We start from the raw sequence: 25,354 nt of genomic DNA, 5'->3' as shown, positions 1-25,354 counted from the left end.
AGTGGGGAAACTCCTTTAAGTAAGTTGGCTGGTTGAAGGAAGAATCCCACGGCTTTTTATGAAAACGAGCGAAGCGATGTTTTCGTAGCCGTGGGAGTGTCAAAAGCTGGTGAGTTTTTAGTGATGGCTGAAGTTGCGAGCGATCGCGTCGGCGAATTTCAACTTTTGTTAGAAAGTGCTGGTGGTGAAGAGATTCACACAATTGAGGCAACATTGGCTCGCGCTTGTGCTGGTGCTTGCAATAGTATAGAGGATTTATCTCCGGAAGTTCGCTCTCATCTTTCTCTTGACGCTCAACGCACATTTATGGAGCGTTATAACGCTGTACTCAGTGAGTCAAATGACCAAACTAAAGCTGAACAGGCTGCTTGGTCAGCAGTTCATCAGCAATATGATGAAGATGAAAATGGCATTTGGTCTAAGTCGAAAGTGGGCGTTTAGAAGTTAGGAATTATGTAGAGACGTTTTGCCGGAACGTCTGTACGGGAGGCGGAAAGTTAGGAGGCGCGGAATTCCTAACTCTTTAATGCTAGGGTGATTTATAGCTGGCAACTCGCAGAGTTAACTGACCTTTGCGAGGGTCAGTGCTAAATACAAAAGCTCCTTCTTCTTTTTCACTACGAGATAAAAAATCAATCTGTTGTTCTCCAGTTTCTGCAACTTGATTGTTAATTTTTAATTCAGCGATAATTTGTACTGATTCGGCTGTTTCTCCGCCAGTATTAATGATTTCAAAGGGGACGTAGAATTGTCCATCTACCTCGCGAATTTTCTCTTTGTTAGTTACAGAAAGAATGGGGGGTTCATGCTTATCGTTCACCCAGGTGTAACATACCAGACCGACAATTACTGTGAGGATTAATGTTGCGATGCTAAATGTAACCCATTCAGCAAGCGATCGCTTTGGTCGTTGTTCTGTTTGATTCATATCGCTAACCTTCCAGCTGCACCGCCAATTGTTGCAGGTAAACCAAGCAGCAAAGCATGATCTAACCACATTGTCCAAGGATCGCTAAATGTCAACTTTTGAAAGAACCACAACATAAAAGCACCTGCTACCAGCGACACTAAATAAGACATAATAGTTTCACCTAACGGACGTTGAAAAATTCCTTGTTGCTGTCTGCGCTTTTGTTGATCTGAAAAACCCGCTTCAAATACAATTCCATAAGAAATCAGCAAAGATGCAGCAATAATTGATAAAAGCCAGAATGGTGAAACTGCCGCTGCTAACATGGGAATTTCATCTGTTGGGGCAATATTAAAAGCAATTACAGTTGCACCAATCAGGGTTGCACTAATATCGGCAAGAGTCGCTTGTAACTCATCTGGGTTTTTCTGCTTGTCGGCTTTGTTTGCCTCACCATTTTGTTGTGTATTGGCGTTACGGCTATCACCTAAAAAATGGTTCGCTAATGCTACCCCTAATGAAAATGGTACACTTTCAAAGATGATTTTACCTACAGCTTCTTTGAGGGCGGTTTCTGGTGTAATTTCTCGCAATAATAACAGCACAAAAGCAGAACAAACTATGCCGATCGCCATCGCTTCTATAGTATCAAATGCTGCGTCATAAGCTTGTGCTGTATGTCTGCGTTTGCGAAAGCCTTCAGTTTGATTGAGCCAGAAAACTACAATAAATGTCAGTGCGATCGCTACTATCATCATTCGTGGTTTTGCCAGTGAACCAATCCACCAAACTTCCATTGTGTAAAGCAAAGGGATGCCAAACAAAAATCCTCCACACGCACCCCTAATTATGTTATTAAATTCACTTTTCCATATATTTTTCCGCTTAATTGCCACGTCTAGAATTTCCTTAAATATTTTTTTTGCTGAAATCATAATTTTATGACATTTCTTACTTGCATTTATCGATAAAAGGCGGTTTTTTTAGAAAAAATCTATCTCAAGTCTAGTTCTCAAATAAATCATACATTGATAAGGTAGATTATTAAGTTACAAAGTGAGGTGAAAAATATGAGTGCTGAAAATAGAATCAAGGCAACTGCTAAAAATATTGAAGGTAAGGTTCAAGAAGCTCTTGGTGAGTTGACTGGCAATCCAGAAGACAAGGCTGAAGGCAAAGTAAAGCAAGCTGAGGCTCAAGTTATTCACACCGCTGAAAACATAAAAGATGAATTTAAAAAATCTTTACAATAATCAGGCTTGTCCAGATTAGATATTAGGCTGCATATACCTAAAGAGTAGTTGGATTTTTTTCAAATAAAGATTAGGGTGTATCTACAATTTTCTCGCATTTGAGAATTGAAATATTCAACTAAAATAAATCACGGGCATTGCATAACCGTGGAATGAATCGTAGAGACGTTCCAGTGGAACGTCTCTACAATATGTTCAATTTTTGACGTATAATGCAAAATCACGCATTCATAGGCTGGAAAGTTAGCGCTATTAATATTTACCCGGATATATAACTAAATACTCCACTGGCGTTAAACAAGTGGAGTATTTTTATATACTTGAAATAGTAATGAGTTAGTTCCTAATAAATTGGCTCTAACTACAATTATTATTGCCTATTCAACTAGACACTGGTACGTCCAGCAATTAATCCCCACAGGAAAATAGCAATCATAGCACCAATCACAGCAACAATTAGACCAGGAATACTAAGACCAGCGGCTACAAATTGTAGTTTTCCTGTCTCTAAGATGGTAACTATGGTTCCCCCAACAAAAGCGCCAATTATACCTAAAATCATTGTTGTGAGAATACCACCGCCTTGACGACCTGGGTAAATAGCTTTAGCGATCGCTCCGGCTATAAGACCGAGAATAATCCAAGCAATAATGTTCATTTTCTAGTCCATCAATAATCTTGCTATTACTTTATCAATTAGTTATGAACTTATTCTTCTATCGTAAGAGATAACTAATAAATGTTAAGAAAAATAAAGTATTTTGATGTTTTGTAGATACTCAGATGGTACATTATCTACTAACCAAACATTATTATCAGAACAGTAAAACTCGTAACCTACCTGATACATTGCCCTAGTATTCACAGCAAAAACTATTGCCAAATGGGAAAATGTAGCATCATCTACTGTTTAAACTGCAACTGAACCGAAGTGTGAAATGAGATTTTCAACTTTCGCTGCGATCGCATAAATTGCCCATTCGAGTTGTGCCATCCTCACAAGTCAACAAAAGCCTGCTGTAGTTGCTACTAATAAGGGCAAACACTTACAAATATGCTTTTTGCGGCTTTTGGGTTAAAATGAAGCAGCAGAAGCACAAGAGCGCAAGAGTTATGCGATCGCGGTCATTTACAATCCAACTCGTTTGATTATTCAAAATGTGCCCCTAATTGCCGCGTATGTAAGGGTAATGATAATTGGGATGACAATTGGGATAGCAACAATGAGTCCGATTTTGCCAAACCTAATTTCTTGCCCATCCATTTTCAAGATAGCTATTACCCCTGCGATTCCCATTAAAATCCATATAGTTCCAAAGACAATAAAGATAACGAATGATGAGTCATTCATAGTTTTTTCCTTTAAGTAAGTCGCCGTAAATAATTAAAGGTTTGTAACAAGCAATTAGTGCTATATGAGCGCTCACTACAAGTTTATTTTAAATGCTTTATGTTTCTTTATATAATTTTATTCTCGCCTACCTACTTAATAGAGCGTTGCCGCTCTGCGGCTTGCCGTTCGCGGAGCGTCTCCGACAGGAGAAGGCATCGCCATCTAATTTTTCAGCTAGTTTCAGACGATTTGTTTAGGGAAGATAACTTCATTCTGCGACTCTCACGCGATAGTGGTACTAAAGCTGGGGCTTGATTTTCAGCATTGATGAGTTTAAAGCTTTCCACCACCTTAGATAATTCTGCAATTGTCGATGCCTCAAATACGCTACGCAAAGGTAACTCCAACCCAAAGCTGTCGCGCACTCTAGAGACAAGCTGAGTTGCTAATAACGAATGACCACCTAATTCAAAGAAATTGTCATGAATTCCTACGTGCTTGAGTCCCAAAACTTCAGCAAAAATTTTCACCAACACTTCTTCAACCAAAGTCCGAGGTGCGACATAAGATGCAGCTAATTCTGACTTAATCAAAGGTACTCTTAAAGCACGGCGATTTACTTTGCCATTAGCTGTTAGAGGTAAAGATTCCAGCACCACAAAACTAGATGGCATCATGTACTCAGGCAGCTTTTGTGCTAAATAAGTTTGCAACTGCGGTACTAACTTACGTGCTGAAGAAGATTGTAGGGGATTATTAGCGTAACTTCGCCACGGACGCAAGTCAGTGCTATGCGAAAAAATAATTCTCTGATTTATTGCTTCTTGCTGTACAAAAACTACATCGTAGCGTCCTTCACTACTCGAATCTGACCAGCTAATATTAACGCTGTAGGGTACATCCATATAAAAATCTTCTGGATCTACTCCTAAATTTTCGAGTTCTTGCAAAGATGAGCGCATTACACCCGCTGTTTTAAAATCTTCTACACCTGATAGCCATTCTGCTGTTTTAACTGCTGTTATCACTCGTGCATTAGGTACATTGGTAATAGCTAAAATATCTGGTTGGTTTTCAATCAATAGCTGACGTACTGCTGAGAGTGTTAAGTTATTTTTGTCCCAATCCAGCACTGAATAATCCTTAGTATTATTAACAGTTTCACTGCCAATATGCAAAATTGCATTGTAACGAAATTGAGTTAATTCATTGCGTTCGTCGAAGACGTTGGCTCTGCCATCGCGTCCTCGGATCAGTTGAATTTCTACATGGCTAATTTGGGGAAAACGCTGCTTTAATGCATTAAAAAAAGCTGGATCGATGACTAACTCTGTTTCTTGGAAAATTTGCATTTGTACCCGTTGCAGCAACTGTTCGCGGGTGAGGAAAGGTTCTGCTTGATACAATTGCACAGATGCGTGGAAAGCTGGCAAAAGTTGCAGATTCCGCACATCTCCTATAAAGATAAAGCCTCCAAGTGCAATTGCCTGCACAGCACCTTCTAATACGCGAATAAGATAATCAATACTAGGAAAATATTGCACAACAGAATTGAGAATCACCGCATCAAAAGCAGCTTCTATTCCCTCAAAATCTGTAGCCATCTTTTGGTGCAACGTTACTTGCGGCATTTCTTGCTTTGCCAACTGCTGTTGAATGTAGTTAAGTGAAATCGGGGAAAAGTCCGTAGCATAATACTTAGTACAGTGCGGGGCAATTCTGAAGAGTAATAAACCAGTTCCACAACCAATTTCTAGAACTCGCTTAGGTTGTAAAGCCAGAATTTGCGTCACTTGGTTATTCACCCATTCGCGTATTTGTTCTGCTGGAATAGGCAGATTTGTGTAACTACTATTCCAGCCGATAAAATTGAATGTTGGATCGCGATCGCTAGCAGGTTGATTATAAGTGTCGTTGTAAAGCATTTGCCATTGCGAAATTTGTTCATCCTGCAATTGCATTAATTGTATATTTTCCTGCTCGTTGCTATATTCAGTATTTAGCACAACATAAGCTACTAAACGTTTCTCACCCGCATCCTCAGAAGTCATCACAACATTTTGCTGCACTGCTGGATGCTGACTCAGCACCGCTTCAATTTCTCCCAACTCAATGCGGTAGCCACGAATTTTTACCTGTTCATCCTCGCGATTTAAAAATTCAATCTTACCATCTAATCGACAGCGAACTAAATCACCCGTTTTATAAAGCCGTGCTTTTGACTCGTGCCTAAAAGGATGAGAAATGAATTTTTCAACAGTTAAATCAGAAAGGTTTAAATAGCCTCGCGCTAACCCATCACCACTTATGTACAACTCACCTGGTATACCAATAGGTACGAGTTGTAAATGTTTATCAAGTATATAAACTTGTGTGTTGTCAATAGGACGACCAATTGTAGGTGCGATCCCCCCAACCTCCCTTGGAAAGGGGGGATCTTCTTGATTTATAACAATAACCTGACCGGAAGTTGTCACAACTGTATTTTCAGTCGGTCCATAGTTATTAACTACTTGGAAAACATGGTCAGCTAAAGGATATTGATGTAGTTTGTCACCACCTGTAAGCAATATTCGTAAAGCTGCGTTATTCGGAAAATCTAATCTGAGAACTTTTTCTGCCAAAGGTGTTGGGAGAAAGCAAATTGTTATCGCTTTTGATATTAGCCAATCTCGTAAATGCTCAGGATTTAACTTAATTTCATCATCTACAAAATATATGCTTGCTCCAGCACTAAGATACGGCAAAATTTCCCAAACACAAGCGTCAAAGGCAACCCCAGCTATCTGCGTTGCTCGGTCAAGGTGTGAAACTGCAAATGCTTTTTGATGCCAAAAAATCAGATTTAATAATCCCCTATGTTCAATTTGTACTCCTTTAGGCTTTCCAGTTGAGCCAGAGGTATAAATGACATAAGCGAGGTTTCCTAGTGTAACTTGACTGGGAAGATTATCTTCAATTTCTTCAGCAATAATTTCCCAATCTTTATCTAAACAGATTACGTGTGAATTGTGATTTTCCAGCTTTTCAATCCATCGCTCGTGAGTTAATAAAATTGGTACTTGAGCATCTTCAAACATCAAATTCAAACGCTCATGGGGATAAGTTGGATCTAAAGGTACATAAGCACCACCCGCTTTGAGAATGCCCAACATCCCGATTATCATATCAAAAGAGCGTTCTACACAAAGTCCTACTAAAACTTCGGCTTGAACACCCAATTTTTTCAGATAATGTGCAAGTTGGTTGCTGCGTAGATTTAATTCTTTGTAGGTTAGAGACGCGACATGTCGCGTCTCTACATCTTCAAATACCAATGCTATAGAATCAGGAGTTTGCTCTGCTCTATTTTCAAATAATTGATGAATGCATCTATCTTGAGGATAATCTAGTTGAGTATTGTTCCATTCAATTAACAACTGATGTTGCTCAAGTTGACTTAAAAGTGGTAAATTTGCAATTCGCTCTTCGGGATTTGCAACTATACCTTCCAGCAATATTTGGAAATGTCCCAGCATCCGGGTAATAGTAGCTTCATCAAACAAATCAGTTCTGTAAATTACAAAACCGCTGATTCCTTTCGAGCTATCTACCCATAATTGATTGTTTGGTTCTCGCTCCCACAAATGAAATTCTAAATCAAAGCGCGTTGTCTGAGTATCAAATTCCAGAGGAGTAAGTATTAAATTAGGTAGCTCTAACGCAGACATAGGCGCATTTTGAAGCGCAAATACTACTTCAAATAACGGATTTTGATTTAAGTTACGCTCTGGATGCAGTTCTTCTACCAGCTTTTCAAAAGGCAAATCTTGATGAGCATAAGCACCCAAAGCTACCTCTTTGACTCGACTTAATAATTCTCGAAAAGTTGGGTTTCCACTTAAGTCGGTACGCAGCACTAAACTATTGACAAAAAAGCCAATTAATGGCTCAATTTCACTACGGTTGCGGTTGGCGATCGCTGAACCCACAGCAATATCTTCTTGCTGGGTGTAACGGTAAAGTAAAATTTTGAATGCTGCCAGCAAAGTCATGAACAAAGTCACTTCTTCTTGCTGCGATAGAGTTTCCAGCGCTTCGCTCAGGCTTTTTGGTAGTTGCAGAAGTTGCCTTGCACCCTGATAAGTTTGAACTGCTGGTCTTGTGTCAGTAGGCAGATTTAGCATGGAAATGCCGTTTAATTGCTTCTGCCAGTAAGCTAACTGAGTTTCTAACACTTCTCCTTGCAGCCATTCGCGTTGCCATTGGGCAAAGTGTGCATATTGGATGGCTAGTTTCGGTAAAAAAGAAGGCTGACCGCTACTAAAGGCTGTGTAGAGTGCTGCTATTTCACCAATTAGCACCCCGATAGACCAACCATCGGAGACAATGTGGTGCATATTCAATAATAGAATATGTTCTGTTTCATCCAACCGCAAAAGTGTTACTCGTAGCAACGAATCAGTTGATAAATTGAAAGGACGTTGAGCTTCTTGAGTAGTAAGTTGTCGTGCTTGTATTTCACGTTCGGCTTGTGGCAATTGCCGCAAATCTCTTATTGGTAAGGATATTTTTAATGTGGGATTTATTATCTGAACTGGTTGCCCTTGCACCATGACAAAATTGGTGCGTAAAGCTTCGTGACGCTGCACTATTTCATTAAATGTTTGCTCTAGTGCGATTGAATTGAGCGAACCTTTTAAATGCAGTGCTGCGGGAACGTTATAGAAAGGATTGTTAGGTATTAATTGGTTAAGAAACCATAACCGTTGTTGAGCGAAGGAGAGGGGAACATTTCCTTCGCGCAAAATAGGTATCAGGGGTGTGGAAGTATAGTTGGTAGTACGATTAGCTGCTTTTAAAAATTGAATAATTTCTGCTTTATGTTGTTGAATTTCGGCACGCAGTTCTGGTGTTAGAGTTTTTTCAGGTGCGTTACAACGCAATTTTTCTTGCTCAAGAAAAACCTGAATATCTAAGCTGCGAAGATAAGATAGAAATTCAACTATTTTCAAAATTATACTCCTTGGCAAGAGTTGTTAGTTACTACTTTAGGACTAAAATACGTTCGCCCTTGGCGTTGCCGGAGGCTACCGCAGAGGCGCAGAGTACGCAGAGAAGGAATAAGAGTTGACAGCAATTTTCATGTATTTAGACCACACTCTTGTTTCTTCCTTTGCGTCTCTCTCTTGAAAAGGTCTGATGCCTGCGGCAACCCCTTCGGGGAACGGAGGAAACCTCCGCTCAGACTTTTCACTGCTTCCTTTGCGTGAGATAAAAATTATGTGGATCATTTACCTGAAAATCGCTGTAAGAGAGTTTTTGCGCTCATTTTTGTACTTATTCATTAACTCAGCATTTCTACCACATTTAGAAGATGATAAAAATCATTCTTTGGATTGAGAATATAAAACAATAGTATGGGATTTACCAGGGTTAGGAAAATCTTCCAGACCGAAAAACAACGATTACTCGGTAGAAAAATATGCTCGTGATTTAGAAACGGTTGTTGCGATCGCAGGGGATAAGCCTGTTTTCCTGCTAGGACACAGTATGGGTGGTATAATTACACTAACGTTTAGTCAGCATCAAACGCGGTGGACATATGGCATTGATAAAGCAAAACCAGCGTTTTACTGAAGCTGTCAGCGCATTTTGTGCTGGTTACTCGAACTCAAGCGTTTTTCCTTAAAATTCAACTTCTTCTCGCTCCTGACTTATAGTACCAGCTTTATCTAATGAAGCTGCCCAAGATGTTGTTTCAATGTACTTAGCAAGTTGTTCAACAGTCGGTGCTTCAAACAAATTGCGTACAGGTAAATCTATTTTAAACGTGTCCCGGATTCGAGAAACTAACTGAGTTGCTAATAAAGAATGACCACCCAATTCAAAGAAATTATCGTGGATACCTACTTGTTCTTTTCCTAAAATTTTAGCCCAAATTTTCACAAGTAAATCTTCAACCTGCGTCCGTGGTGCCACATAATCTGGTTTATCAAAAGTAATATCAGGTGCTTTTAAGGCACGACGATCCACTTTGCCATTAGGTGTTAGCGGTAGAGATTCGAGTAATACATAGGCTTTTGGTATCATGTATTCTGGTAGCTTTTCTTTCAAAAATTGGCGAAGTAATAACGCAAGTTTTTGCGCTGATTGCGTCGGTATCTGTTCTTGGTTGGCAACAATATAAGCTACCAACTGTTTATCACCAGCTATTTCCTCAGCAGCAATAACTACTGTTTCTCTCACCGCTGGATGTTGACTCAGCACCGCTTCTATTTCTCCCAACTCAATGCGGAAGCCGCGAATTTTAACTTGATTGTCAATGCGACCTAAAAATTCAATATTGCCATCTGGTAAATAGCAAGCTAAATCACCTGTTTTGTAAAGTCGCACTCTGAGAAACCCGGTTTCTTCAAGAAACCGGGTTTCTGTTAACTCAGGACGATTTAAATATTCTCGCGCAAGTCCATCACCACCAATATACAATTCGCCAACAACGCCAATAGGCACAGGTTGTAAATTAGCATCTAATAAATAAATTTGTGTATTTGTAATCGGGCGACCAATGGGAATAGATGTAGCTGATTTTGGTATGTTTTCCACCCTGTAATAAGCAGAAAATGTAGTATTTTCTGTAGAACCATAAACATGAATTAAGTATTTTGGCGAACCATTTTTGAGAATCTTTTTAACCCATCTAATATCAACAGTTTCCCCACCAAATAGTAAATATCGCAACGTCGCGAAAGCTTGCGGAACATCTCTGGCAATTTGCTGAAACAAAGCAGTAGTCAAAAACAGAACGCTGATACCTTTTTGTCGTAGTTGTAATGCAAATTCATGAGGTGAAAGGATGACATCTTTGCTAATTCCCACAAGTTGAGCGCCATTAAGTAGCGCTCCCCAAATCTCGAATGTCGCTGCATCAAAGGAAGTATTCGAGGCTTGAGCAATTTTATCAGTAGGTTGCAATTTTATATAGTTTGTATTGCACACCAATCGATTTACAGCTTTGTGAGTTACAGCTACTCCTTTAGGCTTTCCTGTTGAGCCAGAAGTATAGATTACATAAGCTAAATTATCGCTGCTTACGCTGCTTTTCGGATTTTCTGCGCTTTCTTGGGCAATAATTTCCCAGTCTTTATCTATGCAAATAATTGGATTTGAGAAGTTATCAAAATGCTTGAGAAATTTTTCTTGTGTGAGCAATACTGAAATTTGTGCATCTGACAACATAAAATTTAAACGCTCTTGAGGATAGCTAGGATCTAAAGGAACATATGTTCCCCCCGCTTTCAGAATCCCCAACAACCCGATTATCATTTCTGGTGACTGTGAAATGCAAATGCCTACTAAAACTTGAGAATTTACCTTGATTTTTTGCAAATGCTGTGCTAATTGATTGCTGCGGATATTCAACTTTCCATATGTTAGAGACGCGATTAATGAGCCAGCGCGTTGCGGAGGTTCCCTCCGTTGTAGCGTCTGGCGTCGCGTCTCTATGTTTTCAAAGATTATTGCTATCGAATCAGGATGCTGCTTCACCTGATTTTCAAACAACTGATGGATACACTTATCTTGAGGATAATCGACTTGAGTATTATTCCATTCGACTAATACCTGATGTAGCTTTTGTGCGTTTAACAGCGGTAAATGAGCGATGCGTTGATTTGGATTAGCAACAATGCCTGATAACAGCGTTTTAAAATCTTCCAGCATCCGAGTAATAGTGGCTGACTCAAACAAATCTGTGCTGTAAACTATTACACCTCTAATACCCTCAGAATGCTCCCACTTTGCACCCCATAGACTTCTAAAATCCTCGGAACATTTCCACAGATGCAACTCTAAATCAAAGCGTGTTTTCTTCAAGTCAATATTTATAAAGCTAGGCACTAAACCAGGCATTTCTAGCGCTGACATTGGCGCATTCTGAAAACCAAACACTACTTGAAATAGCGGGTGCTGGCTCAAGTTTCGCTCTGGATGCAGTTCTTCTACTAGCTTTTCAAAGGGCAAATCTTGATGACTGTATGCTCCTAGTGTTACTTCCCGTACTCTAGATAGCAGTTCGCGGAAAGTCGGGTTTCCACTTAAGTCAGTACGTAGCACCAAACTATTGACAAAAAAGCCAATAAGTCCTTCGATTTCGCTGCGGTTACGGTTAGCAATTGGCGAACCTACCGCAATATCTTCTTGATGTGTGTAGCGATGAAGTAAAATTTGAAATGCTGCCAGCAGCGTCATAAATAAGGTGACACCTTCTTGCTGCGAAAGCTTTTCTAGTGCATCAGTTAGCTTGAGCGGTAACTCTAGAAATTGCGTTGTACCTTGATAGCTTTGTATAGGCGATCGCGCTTTGTCGGTAGGCAGATGTAGCATGGAAATATTATTTAATTGCTGACGCCAATAAGTTAACTGAGTTTCCAACACTTCTCCTTGCAACCATTCGCGCTGCCAGTGAGCAAAATCAGCGTATTGAAGAGGCAGTTCTAACAGTGAAGCCTGATTTTGTGCAAAAGCTGCGTACAGCGTTCCCAATTCGCGAATCAGCACCCCAATAGACCAATCGTCGCAGATAATGTGGTGCATATTCAGTAATAGAATATGTTCTGTTTCCCCAAGCTGTAGCAGCGTCACTCGCAGCAACGGACCTTGAGACAAATCGAAAGGATGTTCTATCTCTGCGTTAATAATGCACTTTGCTTCAATCTCGCGTTCATCGCTTGGCAATTGTTGAAGGTCTAATACGTTCAAAGCGATCGCTACGCTTTCTGTGGCGATCGCTTGCAGGGGTTGCCCATCTAATACTATAAATGTGGTGCGTAAAGTTTCATGACGACGCACGATTTCGTTAAACGTCTGCTTCAGTGCTGCTAAATTAAGTTTCCCTGTCAAGCGAATGACTGTTGGCACATTATAAATAGCATTACCGGGGATCAATTGGTCGATGAACCACAACCGCTGTTGGGCAAAAGATGTAGGAAAGACGAAGACCTCTTCAGAAGACATAACGTACAAACTTTTTGAGCCATGCTTTCAGCATATGACAGGACTTACGCAAAAACTCTCTCGCTCCTCTTATTCCTCTGTGTTCTCTGCGTTCTCTGCGGTTCGTTTTTTGGTAATTTTGCGTAAGTCCTAATATGAGTTAGGCAATTTAACTTTCAATTACTTAATTGAGTCTAATATAGATGTAAACAATTGATGATATTTCCAATTTAAACAAACATCTAACTTAAGATAGATGCGTCAATCAGTAGTTAACTGCATCTTCACCTTACAGACGCGATAAAACAAAAATGAGTATCACCATTGCCGGTTACAACCTCATCGAAGTCATTTGTGAGGGTACTACTACCTGTGTTTACCGTGCTACGAGGGAACCAGAGCAAACCTCGGTGATAATTAAAACCATTAAAACTGAGTATCCGACTATAGAACAGCTTACCCGATTAAGACATGAATATCAAATACTTCAATCTTTAGAGATAGAAGGAATTGTTAAACCCTTAGCTTGGATGAGCGATCGCAATGGTTTGGCGCTAATCTTATCAGATTTCGGGGGAGAACCCCTGAAAAATTTTATTACCGCGCAAAATTTGGATTTAAGCAATTTTTTGCAAATTGGTATTCAATTGTCTTCAACGCTTGCTCAAATACATCAAAACAATATTATTCATAAAGATATTAAACCCCAAAATATCCTGATAAACGCGAAAACTAATCAAGTTGAAATTATAGACTTTAGTATTTCATCGCACCTGTCAAGAGAAAATCAAACTGTCAGTAATCTCAATTTGCTGGAAGGCACTCTTGCTTATATGTCACCAGAACAAACTGGGAGGATGAATCGCTCAATTGACTACCGAACTGACTTTTACTCCTTAGGTGTCACCTTTTATGAAATGCTAACAGGACAGCTACCCTTTCAAGCTACTGACTTTTTGGAATTAGTTCACTGCCATATTGCTAAAACACCAGTTCCACCTAAAGAAGTCAATTCAGAAATTCCTCAAGCAGTTTCTGATATTGTCATGAAATTATTAGCCAAGACTGCTGAACAGAGATATCAAAGTGCCTTGGGACTAAAAGCAGACTTGGAAGAATGTTTAAGAAAACTGCAAGCAACTGGAACAATTGAAAATTTCATTGTTGGTCAACTGGATTTATACAGTCAATTTATCATTCCCCAAAAACTTTATGGTCGTGAAAAAGAAGTTGCAAGCCTAATGGATGCCTTTGACCGAGTTAGCCTTGGGGCAACCGAGATAATTTTGGTGAGTGGTTACTCAGGTATTGGGAAATCCTCCTTGGTAAATGAAATTCATAAACCCATCGTCCGTCAGCGGGGTTATTTTCTTTCTGGTAAGTTTGACCAATTTAAGCGGAATATTCCTTATGCTTCTATAATTCAAGCTTTTCAGGAATTGATTCGGCAGTTGTTAACAGAAAGCGCTGAAAAAATAGCAGTTTGGAAAGCAAAACTTTTAAAAGCTGTAGGTTCCAATGGTCAGGTGATTATTGATGTCATTCCGGAAGTTGAACGAATTATTGGTTCTCAGCCTGCGGTTCCGCAATTGAAAGCAACTGAATCCCAAAACCGATTTAATCGGGTGTTTCAACAATTCATTCATGTATTTTGTCAACCCGAACATCCGCTGGTACTTTTTTTGGATGACTTACAGTGGACAGATTCAGCTTCTCTAAAGTTAATTCAACTGCTTGCTTGTGACCTAAAGAGCCAATATTTGTTGCTGATTGGAGTGTATCGAGATAACGAAGTTAGTGCGACTCATCCGTTGATGTTGACTTTGGAAGAAATTGAAAAGACGAGCGCGGTTATCAACAATATTGTCCTGCAACCTTTACATATCACTCATGTCAACCAATTGGTAAGCGATATCCTACGCACTGACCAACAAAAGTCACAGCCACTAGCTAAGTTACTGTTTAACAAAACTCAAGGAAATCCTTTCTTTTTAACTCAACTGCTCAAATCTCTTCATCAGGAAAATCTGTTATCATTTAACTTCAGTCAAGGTTGTTGGCAGTGGGATATCGAGTTGCTGAAAGACATTGATATCACTGACAATGTTGTTGAATTAATGGTCAATCAGATTCAGAAGCTGTCACCGACGACGCAAAATGTCTTAAAGTTAGCTGCTTGTATTGGGGATAAATTTACCTTAGATATTTTGAGTATTGTGAATCAAAAATATTTGTCACAAACAGCAGTAGATTTGTGGGAATCTTTGCAAGCAGGTCTAGTTCTACCCTTAGATGAATCTTACAAAATACCTTTAGTCGGGGAATGGGAAATAAACAATCATAAATTCCCAATTTCATACAAGTTTCTACATGACCGCGTGCAGCAAGCGGCTTATTCTCTGATTGCAGATTCTCAGAAAAAAGAAACTCACTTAAAAATCGGTCAATTGCTTTTACAAAAGACTACTCTTGAAGAACGAAAAGAAAATATTTTTGCTTTGGTTAATCAACTTAATTACGGCATCGACTTACTCACCTTAGAGTCAGAAAAATATGAACTGGCTGAACTTAATCTTATAGCAGGTCAGAAGGCGAAAGCAGCGGCAGCGTATGAGTCTGCTATCCGCTATTTAAAGGTGGGTTTGGACTTATTGACAGCAAATAGCTGGGAGGAACAGTACGAAATCACGCTGGCACTTTATGAATTAGCAGTGGAAACAGCGTACCTGAACGGCGATTTTCAGCAGATGGAGAAATGGGCAACAATTGTTTTGCAACAGGCAAAAACCTTTATTGACAAAATGAAAGTCTATGAGGTGAAAATTCAAGCTTGCATGGCGCAAGTCAAGCAACTCGAAGCAGTTAAGATTGGGTTAGAAGCGTTGGAACTTTTGGGGGTAAGGTTCCCATTGCCAACGGATTTGGATATCGAACAAACACTCTCGCAAACAGCAATAAATTTGACCGGGAAGAGTATAGAAGACTTAATTAACCTACCGTTAATGACAGAGGTAGATAAGCTAGCAGCCATACGTATGCTAACGAGTATGGGTTCTCCTACCTATCAAGCTGCACCTGCACTGTTTCCGTTGATTGTTTGCGAACATGTTAATTTATCTATCAAATATGGAAATGCTCCTTTCTCTGCATACGGTTATGTTTGTTATGGTGTGATTTTAAACGGGGTAATTCAAGACATTGATTCGGCTTATAAATTTGGTAAGTTGGCTTTAAGCTTGCTGGAACGATACAACGTTTTAGAAATTAAGACAAGTGTATTCTTCGTAGCAGCGGCATGTACGATTCATGGTAAAGTTCATGCTAGGGAAACTTTGCCACTTTTACAAGATGGATATGAAAGTGGACTAGAAAACGGACATTTTGAATATGGTGGCTATGCTGCCATGCAAAAATGCCAATATTCATATTTCATCGGTCAGGAACTGACAAGCCTTGAACGAGAAATGGCAACAATTAGTAATTCCCTGGCTCAACTCAAGCAAGAAAACGCCTTGAGTTGGAATCAAATTTTTCAGCAGTCAGTTCTTAATTTGCTGGAATTTTGTGAAAATCCGTGCTGTTTGCTGGGTGAAGTATACAACGAAGAGAAATCATTACCGCTTTTGAGAAAAGCCAATGATAGAACTGGACTCCACTATTTTTATTTAAACAAACTTATTCTCTGTTATTTGTTTGGAGAGTACCAACAAGCATGGGAAAATGCTGCTTATGGTTCTGAGTATTTAGATGGGGTAAAAGCGTTTGTTGTTGTACAAGTGTTTTCTTTCTACGATTCTTTGGCACAACTAGCGATATATTCCTCAGCGCCACATTCACAACAAGAACACCTCTTAAACAGAGTAATTAATAATCAGGAAAAGATGCAGAAATGGGCAGAACATGCTCCAATGAATTTTCAGCACAAATACGAGCTTGTGGAGGCAGAAAAAGCGCGAGTATTAAGTCAATATTGGCAAGCGATGGAATTTTATGACCGAGCGATCGCTCAAGCTAAAAACCAGGGATACATCCAAGAAGAAGCGCTCTGCAATGAACTGGCAGCAAAGTTTTATTTTGAGTCTGGCAGAGAAAAGGTAGCTCAAACTTATTTGACTGATGCTTACTATGGATATATTCGCTGGGGAGCGACGGCAAAAGTCAAAGATTTAGAAGCAAGATATCCTCATATCTTATCTCACATATCGCAGGGAAAAACCAAAGTAGAGATAAGTCAGACAATTAGAGCTACGACTATAAATAGTCCCGCTTTTCTGGATTTAGCCGCAGTTATGAAAGCATCTCTTGCCCTTTCTGGGGAAATGCTTCTAGACAAATTGCTGGCGAAATTGATGCAAATTGTTTTGGCAAATGCCGGCGCGGAAACGGGATTTTTAATTTTAGAAAAAGCAGGGCAGTTATTTATAGAAGCCTCTGGAAGTGTTGGGCATGAAATAACAGTCCAACAATCAACACCTATAGAATCTAGTCAGCAGCTACCAATATCTCTAATTAATTATGTGCGAAGTACTCAGGAGAATATCGTACTGAACGATGCTAGCCGTCAGGGAGTATTTACCACAGATAGCTATATCCTCAACACTAAACCAAAATCTATTTTGTGTACGCCAATTGTTAATCAAGGTAAACTTATTGGCATTCTTTATCTAGAAAATAACTTGACCGCTGGTGCATTTACACCAGAGCGATTGGAAGTATTACAACTTTTATCTTCTCAAGCAGCAATATCGATTGAGAATGCGCGTTTGTATAATGATTTAGAGGAGTACAATCAAACGCTCAGTGCGAAAGTCGAAGAGCGAACGTTGGAGTTACAAGAGAAAAATTTACAATTACAACAGGAAATTAAAGAACGGCAGCGAGCAGAAGAAGCAGCAAAACAAGCCAACCGTGCCAAGAGCGAATTCCTCGCTAATATGAGCCATGAATTCCGCACCCCACTCAATGGTATTTTGGGTTATACGCAAATTTTTCAGAAAGATAAAAATTTAACTTCTCAGCAAAAGAATGGTATTAATATTATCCATCAGTGTGGGGAACACTTACTGACACTGATCGACGATATTTTAGACCTCTCCAAAATCGAAGCTCGGAGAATGGAACTTGAGGCAAAAGAGTTTGTTTTTCCGGAATTTATTGAGAGTATTGCTGATATTTGCCGCATTCGTACCCAACAAAAGGGAATTTCTTTAATTTACAAAACGTTTTCTCCACTACCAAAAGTCATTCGAGCAGATGAAAAACGCTTGCGTCAAGTCTTGATTAATTTACTTAGCAATGCAGTTAAGTTTACAGAAAAAGGATGTATAACTTTTAAAGTGGGCTATCTAAAGGAGAAACTTCGGTTTCAAGTGGAAGATACGGGTATTGGCATTGCACAAGAGCAATTAAAAGAAATATTTTTGCCATTCCAGCAGGTGGGTGAGCATAGTCGGAAGATTGAAGGAACAGGATTGGGATTGGCAATTAGCCATCAATTAGTTCAGCTCATGGGTGGGGAATTGATGGTGAAGAGTACTTTAGGGAAAGGGAGCGTTTTTTGGCTAGAGTTGGATTTACCTGAGGTTTTGCAAGATACTAATGTCAAGAGCGTCGATCGCCGCCACATCATTGGTTTTCTTGGCTGCAAACGGAAAGTTTTGGTAGTAGACGACAAATGGGCAAATCGTTCGGTTTTGCTGAATCTACTAGAGCCTTTAGGGTTTGAAGTCGCAGAAGCGACAGATGGCTTAGACGCTCTTAATAAAGCGCATGAATTTAAGCCCGATGTCATTTTTATGGACTTAGTAATGACCGTGATGGACGGCTTTGAAGCTACCCGTCGCCTCAGAATGTTACCAGACCTGAAGGAAGTGGTGGTGATTGCTGCCTCGGCTAGCGTTTTTGATTTCGAGCAAAAGCAAAGTCGAGAAGTTGGTTGCGATGATTTTATCCCCAAACCAATCCGGGAAGCAGAGCTTTTAGAAAAATTAAAAATTCACTTGGGGCTGGAATGGGTTTATGAGAAGCAAAAAAGCAGGCAAGAACTCAGCAGTCCCCTACGCACTCAGGACTCATTTGTGGCTCCACCAGCAGAGGAACTAGCTGTCTTGCTTGATTTGGCGATGAGGGGAGACTTAAGAGGCATTACAAAACGAGCGATAAAATTAGAGGAGTTGGATGAACGATGGATACCGTTTGCCACTCATTTGCGCCAACTTGCCAAAGGTTTTAAAGGGAAACAAATCTTAGAGTTTCTCAAGCAATATTAATAATTCAGAGATTTTTATGAGTAATTTCACTGAAAAAGGTGTCATTTTAATCGTTGATGACACTCCGACAAATTTAGAGATATTATTCGATTTTTTAGCCGATGCTCGATTTACAGTGTTGGTTGCAGAAGATGGCGAAAGTGCGATCGCCAGAGCGGAATATGCTCCACCCGACTTGATTTTGTTGGACATACTCATGCCGGGAATAGACGGTTTTGAAACGTGCCGCCGTCTGAAAGACAATGAGTTAACAAAAGATATTCCCGTCATTTTCATGACCGCACTTTCCGAAACAGTGGATAAGGTCAAAGGCTTGAATCTTGGTGCAGTGGATTATATCACCAAACCGCTTCAGCATGAAGAGGTTTTAGCCCGTATCGAACTTCATCTCAGGCTGCGGAACCTAACTAAAACACTCCAAGAGCAAAATCTGCAAATCCGCGAACAAGCTGCTTTGCTTGATATCACCACAGATGCAATTTTGGTTACAGACTTCGACAACCAAATCTGTTTTTGGAACAAAGGAGCCGAACATTTGTATGGATGGAAGGCAATAGAAGCAATTGGTAAGAAAGCCAATCAGCTTCTATATCCGCTGGAAAAATCTCAACTCCAAAACCTCCAAGAAAGTTTACCTTTTGCTGGCTCCTGGCAGGGTGAGTTGCATCAAGTGACCAAAGAAGGCAAGGAAATAATTGTTGCTAGCCGCTGGACTTTGATGCGCGATGAAAATGACCAACCTAAATCGATTCTTACGGTCAACACCGACATTACAGAGAAAAAACAACTCGAAGCGCAGTTTCTCCGAGCGCAGCGACTGGAGAGCATTGGCACACTAGCTGGCGGCATTGCACATGACCTGAACAATATTCTGACTCCAATTCTGGCGGTAGCGCAACTGTTGCCGCTAAAACTCTCTCATATTGATGAGCAAAGTCAGCAGATGTTTAAGATTATAGAAATTAACGCTAAACGCGGGGCGGCTTTGGTCAAGCAAGTGCTACAGTTTGCACAGGGAGTTGAAGACAAGCGCACGATTGTGCAAGTGAACGATCTGTTCTCAGAAATCAAGCAGATTGTCCAACAGACATTTCCCAAATCGATTGAATTTTCTACAAATATCAAGTCAGACCTTTGGGCTGTGGTTGCAGATGTCACACATTTGCATCAGGTGCTGATGAACCTAGTTGTCAACGCTCGCGATGCCATGCCCGACGGCGGGAATTTGAATATCTCTGCGGAAAATGTGTTCATTGATGAACAGTATGTCCGCATGAATCTTGAGGCAAGTGTGGGTCCTTACATTGCGATCGCTGTTGCAGATACAGGCATCGGTATGTCTCCAGAAATATTGGATAGAATATTCGAGCCGTTTTTCACTACTAAAGAGTTTGGCAAAGGTACAGGTTTAGGTCTTTCAACCGTGAGGGGGATTATAACAAGTCATAATGGTTTTGTCAAGGTATCCAGCAACGTTGGCAGAGGAACTGAATTTAAAGTGTTTTTGCCAGCAGTGCAGGCAACAGCAACGTCACTTGCAGAAAACCTCGAACTACCAAAAGGAAACGGAGAATTAATTCTGGTTGTCGATGACGAAGCCCCAATTTTAGAGACGACCAAAATCTCGTTAGAAACGTACAATTATAAAGTGTTGACAGCCAGCGATGGAATTGAGGCGATCGCCCAGTATGCCCAGCACAAAGATAAAATTAGCGTGGTCTTGGTGGATATGATGATGCCGTCGATGGACGGAGCTCTCACCATTCGCGCATTGCAAAAAATGAATTCGCATGTCTTGATTATTGCTGTCAGCGGTTTGGTAGCCAGTAACAAACTCATCGGGGTTGCTCAAGTCAAAGCATTTCTTTCTAAACCCTACACTACAAAGGAATTATTGCAAACTTTACAGCGATTAAAGCTGAAAGAACACGAAAATGTGCCTCGTACCCAGCCTGCGAAATTAATACCCAACTAATATAATGTTGAGTTAAAGACTTATTATTAAAACCGCACTCTTGCAGGGAGAAAGAGCATTTGAAGACATTTGCATAAATGCCCTTTTTTATAACTAATCAGCCGAACTCGATATAAAACTATATGTAAATTTTTGTTGCTAAACTTTTATTTAATAGCCTCCAATACGGTTTGCATTTCTAAAATTAGCGAAGCCAAAATCATTGTAGAGACGCGATATATCGCGTCTCTACATACCCAAATGCCCAATAAAAATATTTAACCTAACCGTATTGTAATAGCCTCAATTGTTGTGATATCATGTGCGCTTAATTACTTATAATTCCAGCTTTACCTCACCCCAACCCTCTCCTTGATAAGGAGAGGGGAAAGGAGGCGGGTGAGGTTTTTAGTTTTTTATAAGTGTTCATCCGGACATGATATGATGTAACAAATTTATTAACCGACAGATAAATTTTGTGCTTTTTCAATACAGACTCTTAACTGTTCGGCGAGAATTTGAATATGGGGTTTTCTCAGCATGGTGAGGTGATTACCAGGAATAGTATGAATTTCTGTTTTTTCAACAGCTAGCTGATTCCAACCCATACTCAAATCTTGCTCGGCAATGTTTGACTGAACGCTTGTTCTTAAAAGAGTAATTCGCTTCGGGTAGACCTGCGGCACGTAGTTGAGAACTGCTTGATTATTAGCAGAAAAAACACGAAGCATGGGGCGAATTGTTAATTCGTTTAAAATTCTTAACCTGGATTCATCAGGCATCGAGTTGACTATAGCAGCTTCTTTCAAGATAATCTGTGAAAATAAACTTGTTTCGAGCCATTGAATAAATTTAGGAAAATTAGGAAGACGAAAAATTAAACTTTTAATTTGGTTTTTGCTCGGAGCAGTAATTAAACGCAAATAATCGAAGAAAAATGACCATATATATCGCGCTACTGTAGTAAAAAGAAACTTTAACCCATTACCAAAGTCAGGTATATTGCTCTTAATTGGTGCTAAAGTATCAAGCACAGCAAGTAAAGCGACTTCATCCCCAGATTTTTGCAGTTGTTGAGCCATTTCAAAAGCAACCAAACCGCCAAAAGACCAACCTCCTAAATAATAAGGTCCTTTTGGTTGTACTTTACGCAATGCTTCAATATAGTGGGCAGCCATATCCTCAATGTGAGTTAGTGGCGTTTCTCCGTCAAGTCCAATCGGTTGTAGCCCGTAAAATGGTTGATTTGTCCCTAAATGATGAGCTAATTCGTAATAAGGAAAGACAACACCAAAGATTGGATGAACGCAAAAGAAAGGCGGATTTGAACCAGCAGGCTGAATCGCAACTAAGGGAGACCAAGGTAGAGAATTTGTTTCTGGGCAGAGAGAATTTGCTAAACTTTCAATTGTCGGATTTAAAAATATGGTAGATAGCGGCAATTCACGCTCAAATTGCTTGTGTATTTGCTCCAACAAGCGTACAGTTAACAGCGAATTTCCTCCCAAGTCGAAGAAGTTATCGTAAATACCCACGCGCTCAATTTGAAGGACTTCAGCCCAGATTTTTGCTAATGTTAACTCGGTTGAATTACGAGGAGCGATATAGGTTTTATCTATTGAGCGATTAGTTGCTGTGTCGAGTGCTGTGAGTGCAAAACGATCTAGTTTACCATTAGGCGTTAGCGGCAAAGAATCCAGCACTGCAAAAACTGCTGGTATCATGTATTCTGGCAATTTTTCTTTTAAGAATTCACGTAGTTTACTGGTTGTTGCTGGCTGCTTCGTAGGAACAATATAAGCCACCAAATAGCGATCGCCTGACACTTTCTCTTTAGCAATTACTACCGCTTTTTCCACGCTTTGATGCATCATCAGCACCGTCTCAATCTCTGATAACTCAATGCGAAAGCCACGAATTTTAACTTGATTATCGATGCGACCCAAAAATTCAATATTACCATCTACTCGATAACAAGCTAAATCACCGCTCTTGTAAAGTCGCGTTTTTGGGAGAAACTCGGTTTCTTCAACAAATCGGTTTTCTGTTAATTCAGGACGATTGAGGTAGCCTTGACCCACACCCTCACCACCGATGTATAATTCACCAGGAATTCCAATTGGTACAGGTTGTAAATACTTATCTAATATATAAATTTGAGTGTTAGCAATAGGACGACCTATAGAGGGTTTTTCATCAAGAGTATTAATTTCGGCAACGGTTGACCAAACAGTTGCTTCAGTCGGACCGTAAGCGTTAAAAAATCGACGATTAGAACTCCACCAGCGTTTTATAATATCTTGGGAACAGAATTCACCTGCACAAATTATACTTTGCAATGCCGGGAGTGATTCTGAAGGTAGAACTGCTAACACCGCAGGTGGAAGGGTGACGTGAGTAATAGCTTTTTCGCGCAATAGTTGCAGCAAAGCTTTTCCGGGTAGAAGCGATTCTTTCTTTGCTAAATAAAGAGTCGCTCCTGTTCGCAGTGCCATAACAATCTCAAAAATGGAGGCATCAAAACTCAATGATGCAAATTGCAAAATGCGGTTATTCGGTTGCAAGTTGAAAACTTCAATTTGAGCTGATGCCAAGTTGGAAAGTCCTCGGTGCTTGATTAAAACTCCTTTAGGCTGTCCTGTTGAGCCAGAGGTGTAAATCACATAAGCTAGGTTATCAGATGTTACGCAACTAATGGGGTTTTCCTGGCTATATTGTGTAATAGTTGCCCAATCTTCATCTATGCAAACTACAGACAAGAGATCCCCCCAACCCCCCTTGGGAAGGGGGGCTAAAGAAGAATGAGTTAGCAAAACTGAAACTTTCGCATCCTCTAGCATGAAGTTAATACGCTCTTGAGGTAAGCTCGGATCTAAAGGCAGATATGCTCCACCCGCTTTGAGGATAGCCAACAACCCGATTATCATCTCTAATGAAGGCTCTACGCAAATGCCCGCTAAAACATCAGGAACTACTTTTAATTGTTGCAGATAATGTGCAAGTTGGTTAGCTCGGATGTTTAGTTCGCGGTAGGTTAATTGCTGGTGTTCAAAAACTAGGGCGATCGCATTCGGAGTTTTCGCCACAATTGCTTCAAATAACTGATGAAAACACTGCTCAATTTCATATTTTTGATTTTTGATTTTTGATTGATTTCGATTAAACTCTATTAATAATTGATGTCGTTCTGCTTTTGTTAAAATTGACAAGTCGCAAAGACGCTGTTTTGGATTAGCAACAATGCTTTCTAGCAGCGTTTGAAAATGTCCCAACATCCGGGTAATAGTGCTGTCATCAAATAAATCGGTGCTATACACCACTTGTCCTTTAAGGCTTTCCAAATCTTGCCACAGGTGAAACTCCAAATCTAGCTTTGCGGTTTTGCTGTCAAACTCGAATTGCGAAAGCGTTAACCCAGGTAACTCTAGCGCTTCAATGGGAGTATTTTGCAGGCTAAATACAACCTGAAACAACGGATGACAACTTAAATCTCGTTCTTGGTGTAGTTCCTCCACCAGCTTTTCAAAGGGCAAATCCTGATGGGCATAAGCGCTTAAAGTTACTTGTCGTACTCGATTCAACAGTTCTTGAAACGTTGGATTTCCTGATAAATCGGTACGCAGTACTAAAGTATTGACAAAAAAGCCAATTAACCCTTCTAACTCGCTGCGACTGCGATTGGCAATCGGCGATCCGATCGCAATGTCCTCTTGCTGCGTGTAGCGATAAAGCAACGTTTGAAACGCTGCCAGCAGAGTCATGAACAAGGTAACGCCTTCTTGGTGGCTAAGTGTCTCTAGCGCCTGAGTTAAATAGGGCGGTAGTTGTATAAATTGTTTCGCACCTTTGTAAGTTGGAACTGCTGGTCTTAATCGGTCAGTGAAGAGATTTAGTACCGAAATTCCCTCTAAGTGATGACGCCAGTAAGCTAACTGGGTTTGTAGCACTTCTTTTTGCAGCCATTCCCGCTGCCATTCGGCGAAATCTGCATACTGAATGGGTAGTTCCGGCAGGAGCAATTGCTTATCCTCTAAAAAGGCTTTATATAGTGTCCCTAGTTCTTTAATCAGCACTCCAATAGACCAGCCATCAGCAACAATGTGATGTATGTTCAGTAGTAACACGTGTTCGGCTTCATTGACTTGTAGCAGCGTCAATCGCAGCAATGGTCCGGTGGTGAGATTGAAAGAACGTTGAGCCTCTTTGTTTGCGAGTCGCCGCGCTTGTGTTTCGCGTTCTTGGCTATCAAATTTATTGCGTAGGTCTATTACTCTTATAGGTATAATTAAGGAGGGAGCTATTACCTGCACGGGTTGCCCCTCTACCATGACAAACGTGGTGCGTAAAATTTCGTGACGGCGTACTACCTCGTTAAATGTCTGCGTTAAAGCGGTGAAGTTGAGGCTCCCTGTGAGGCGAAGTGCTGTTGACACATTGTAAAATGGATTGCCTGGTGCTAAAGAGTCGAGAAACCACAGCCGTTGTTGAGCGAAAGAAGTGGCAAAAACGAAAACCTCTGTTTCTTCAGTAGCAGTGAGATTCATAAGTGAAGGGCACAGTTGTGCTGCAAAAATTTGTGGCAGAGAAAACAACCGATAAAATCAAAATGAATACCTGTACTTAACAGTAAATTTTTACATTCTCACCTTTAATAATTATGCT

The 25,354-nt window shown here is 40.2% G+C and carries 12 protein-coding genes and 1 pseudogene; 5 read left to right on the top strand and 8 right to left on the bottom strand.

The window, feature by feature from the left end; translation table 11 throughout:
• Window positions 1-102: 102 nt before the first annotated feature.
• Window positions 103-441: pseudogene (locus AABK37_RS04750) on the top strand (ChaB family protein); the annotation flags it as partial.
• A gap of 88 nt (window positions 442-529) precedes the next feature.
• Here AABK37_RS04750 and AABK37_RS04745 read toward each other — a convergent pair.
• Window positions 530-928 carry a TIGR02588 family protein gene (locus AABK37_RS04745; protein ID WP_432550442.1) on the bottom strand — a complete coding sequence of 133 codons (399 nt, stop codon included), beginning with the start codon at window positions 926-928 and terminating at the stop codon, window positions 530-532.
• Window positions 925-1,845, bottom strand: coding sequence for a TIGR02587 family membrane protein (locus tag AABK37_RS04740; RefSeq protein WP_432550441.1), 921 nt, complete (start codon window positions 1,843-1,845; stop codon window positions 925-927). Before AABK37_RS04740 ends, AABK37_RS04745 begins: the two co-directional genes overlap by 4 nt.
• 135 nt (window positions 1,846-1,980) lie before the next feature.
• Between AABK37_RS04740 and AABK37_RS04735 the strand changes: the two genes are divergently transcribed.
• Window positions 1,981-2,163, top strand: a complete 183-nt coding sequence (locus tag AABK37_RS04735) for a CsbD family protein (protein WP_089127470.1) — start codon at window positions 1,981-1,983, stop codon at window positions 2,161-2,163.
• A gap of 385 nt (window positions 2,164-2,548) precedes the next feature.
• Here AABK37_RS04735 and AABK37_RS04730 read toward each other — a convergent pair whose 3' ends face one another.
• The 4 genes from AABK37_RS04730 to AABK37_RS04715 form a co-directional block, all read right to left on the bottom strand.
• Window positions 2,549-2,821 carry a GlsB/YeaQ/YmgE family stress response membrane protein gene (locus tag AABK37_RS04730; protein ID WP_432550440.1) on the bottom strand — a complete coding sequence of 91 codons (273 nt, stop codon included), beginning with the start codon at window positions 2,819-2,821 and terminating at the stop codon, window positions 2,549-2,551.
• A gap of 84 nt (window positions 2,822-2,905) precedes the next feature.
• Window positions 2,906-3,028 (bottom strand): hypothetical protein, encoded by a 123-nt coding sequence (locus AABK37_RS04725; protein ID WP_432550439.1) that lies wholly within the window; start codon window positions 3,026-3,028, stop codon window positions 2,906-2,908.
• 288 nt (window positions 3,029-3,316) lie between these two features.
• Window positions 3,317-3,514: a hypothetical protein gene (locus AABK37_RS04720; RefSeq protein ID WP_432550438.1), complete on the bottom strand. Its 198-nt coding sequence runs from the start codon at window positions 3,512-3,514 to the stop codon at window positions 3,317-3,319.
• A gap of 212 nt (window positions 3,515-3,726) precedes the next feature.
• On the bottom strand, window positions 3,727-8,490 hold the full coding sequence (locus tag AABK37_RS04715) for an amino acid adenylation domain-containing protein (protein ID WP_432550437.1): 4,764 nt from the start codon (window positions 8,488-8,490) through the stop codon (window positions 3,727-3,729).
• 400 nt (window positions 8,491-8,890) lie between these two features.
• Here AABK37_RS04715 and AABK37_RS04710 point away from each other — a divergent pair, with 400 nt between their 5' ends.
• The gene (locus AABK37_RS04710; protein ID WP_432550452.1) at window positions 8,891-9,115 is read left to right on the top strand and encodes an alpha/beta hydrolase; all 225 of its coding nucleotides are present in this window, start codon (window positions 8,891-8,893) and stop codon (window positions 9,113-9,115) included.
• A gap of 48 nt (window positions 9,116-9,163) precedes the next feature.
• On the opposite strand, the gene AABK37_RS04705 is transcribed toward AABK37_RS04710, so the two are convergent.
• Window positions 9,164-12,490 carry a non-ribosomal peptide synthetase gene (locus tag AABK37_RS04705; RefSeq protein ID WP_432550436.1) on the bottom strand — a complete coding sequence of 1,109 codons (3,327 nt, stop codon included), beginning with the start codon at window positions 12,488-12,490 and terminating at the stop codon, window positions 9,164-9,166.
• Between the two features lie 290 nt (window positions 12,491-12,780).
• On the opposite strand from AABK37_RS04705, the gene AABK37_RS04700 reads away from it, so the two are divergent.
• Together AABK37_RS04700 and AABK37_RS04695 are read left to right on the top strand one after the other, a co-directional pair.
• Window positions 12,781-18,738 carry an AAA family ATPase gene (locus AABK37_RS04700; protein ID WP_432550435.1) on the top strand — a complete coding sequence of 1,986 codons (5,958 nt, stop codon included), beginning with the start codon at window positions 12,781-12,783 and terminating at the stop codon, window positions 18,736-18,738.
• A gap of 16 nt (window positions 18,739-18,754) precedes the next feature.
• Window positions 18,755-20,713, top strand: a complete 1,959-nt coding sequence (locus AABK37_RS04695; RefSeq protein ID WP_432550434.1) for an ATP-binding response regulator — start codon at window positions 18,755-18,757, stop codon at window positions 20,711-20,713.
• 437 nt (window positions 20,714-21,150) lie between these two features.
• On the opposite strand, the gene AABK37_RS04690 is transcribed toward AABK37_RS04695, so the two are convergent.
• A complete protein-coding gene (locus AABK37_RS04690; RefSeq protein WP_432550433.1) occupies window positions 21,151-25,236 on the bottom strand; it encodes a non-ribosomal peptide synthetase in 4,086 nt (1,361 codons plus the stop codon).
• Between the last annotated feature and the right edge of the window lie 118 nt (window positions 25,237-25,354).

Origin of the sequence: Tolypothrix sp. VBCCA 56010, from assembly GCF_050875635.1 — a bacterium.
Classification (GTDB): Bacteria; Cyanobacteriota; Cyanobacteriia; order Cyanobacteriales; family Nostocaceae; genus Hassallia.
This window is presented reverse-complemented; position numbering and strand designations above follow the sequence as displayed.

Coding starts and splice junctions, on each gene's coding strand:
- AABK37_RS04735 (WP_089127470.1), top strand. CDS start 1,981: ATGAGTGCTGAAAATAGAATCAAGGCAACTGCTAAAAATATTGAAGGT.
- AABK37_RS04695 (WP_432550434.1), top strand. CDS start 18,755: ATGAGTAATTTCACTGAAAAAGGTGTCATTTTAATCGTTGATGACACT.
- AABK37_RS04720 (WP_432550438.1), bottom strand. CDS start 3,514: ATGAATGACTCATCATTCGTTATCTTTATTGTCTTTGGAACTATATGG.
- AABK37_RS04740 (WP_432550441.1), bottom strand. CDS start 1,845: ATGATTTCAGCAAAAAAAATATTTAAGGAAATTCTAGACGTGGCAATT.
- AABK37_RS04700 (WP_432550435.1), top strand. CDS start 12,781: ATGAGTATCACCATTGCCGGTTACAACCTCATCGAAGTCATTTGTGAG.
- AABK37_RS04730 (WP_432550440.1), bottom strand. CDS start 2,821: ATGAACATTATTGCTTGGATTATTCTCGGTCTTATAGCCGGAGCGATC.
- AABK37_RS04745 (WP_432550442.1), bottom strand. CDS start 928: ATGAATCAAACAGAACAACGACCAAAGCGATCGCTTGCTGAATGGGTT.
- AABK37_RS04690 (WP_432550433.1), bottom strand. CDS start 25,236: ATGAATCTCACTGCTACTGAAGAAACAGAGGTTTTCGTTTTTGCCACT.
- AABK37_RS04705 (WP_432550436.1), bottom strand. CDS start 12,490: ATGTCTTCTGAAGAGGTCTTCGTCTTTCCTACATCTTTTGCCCAACAG.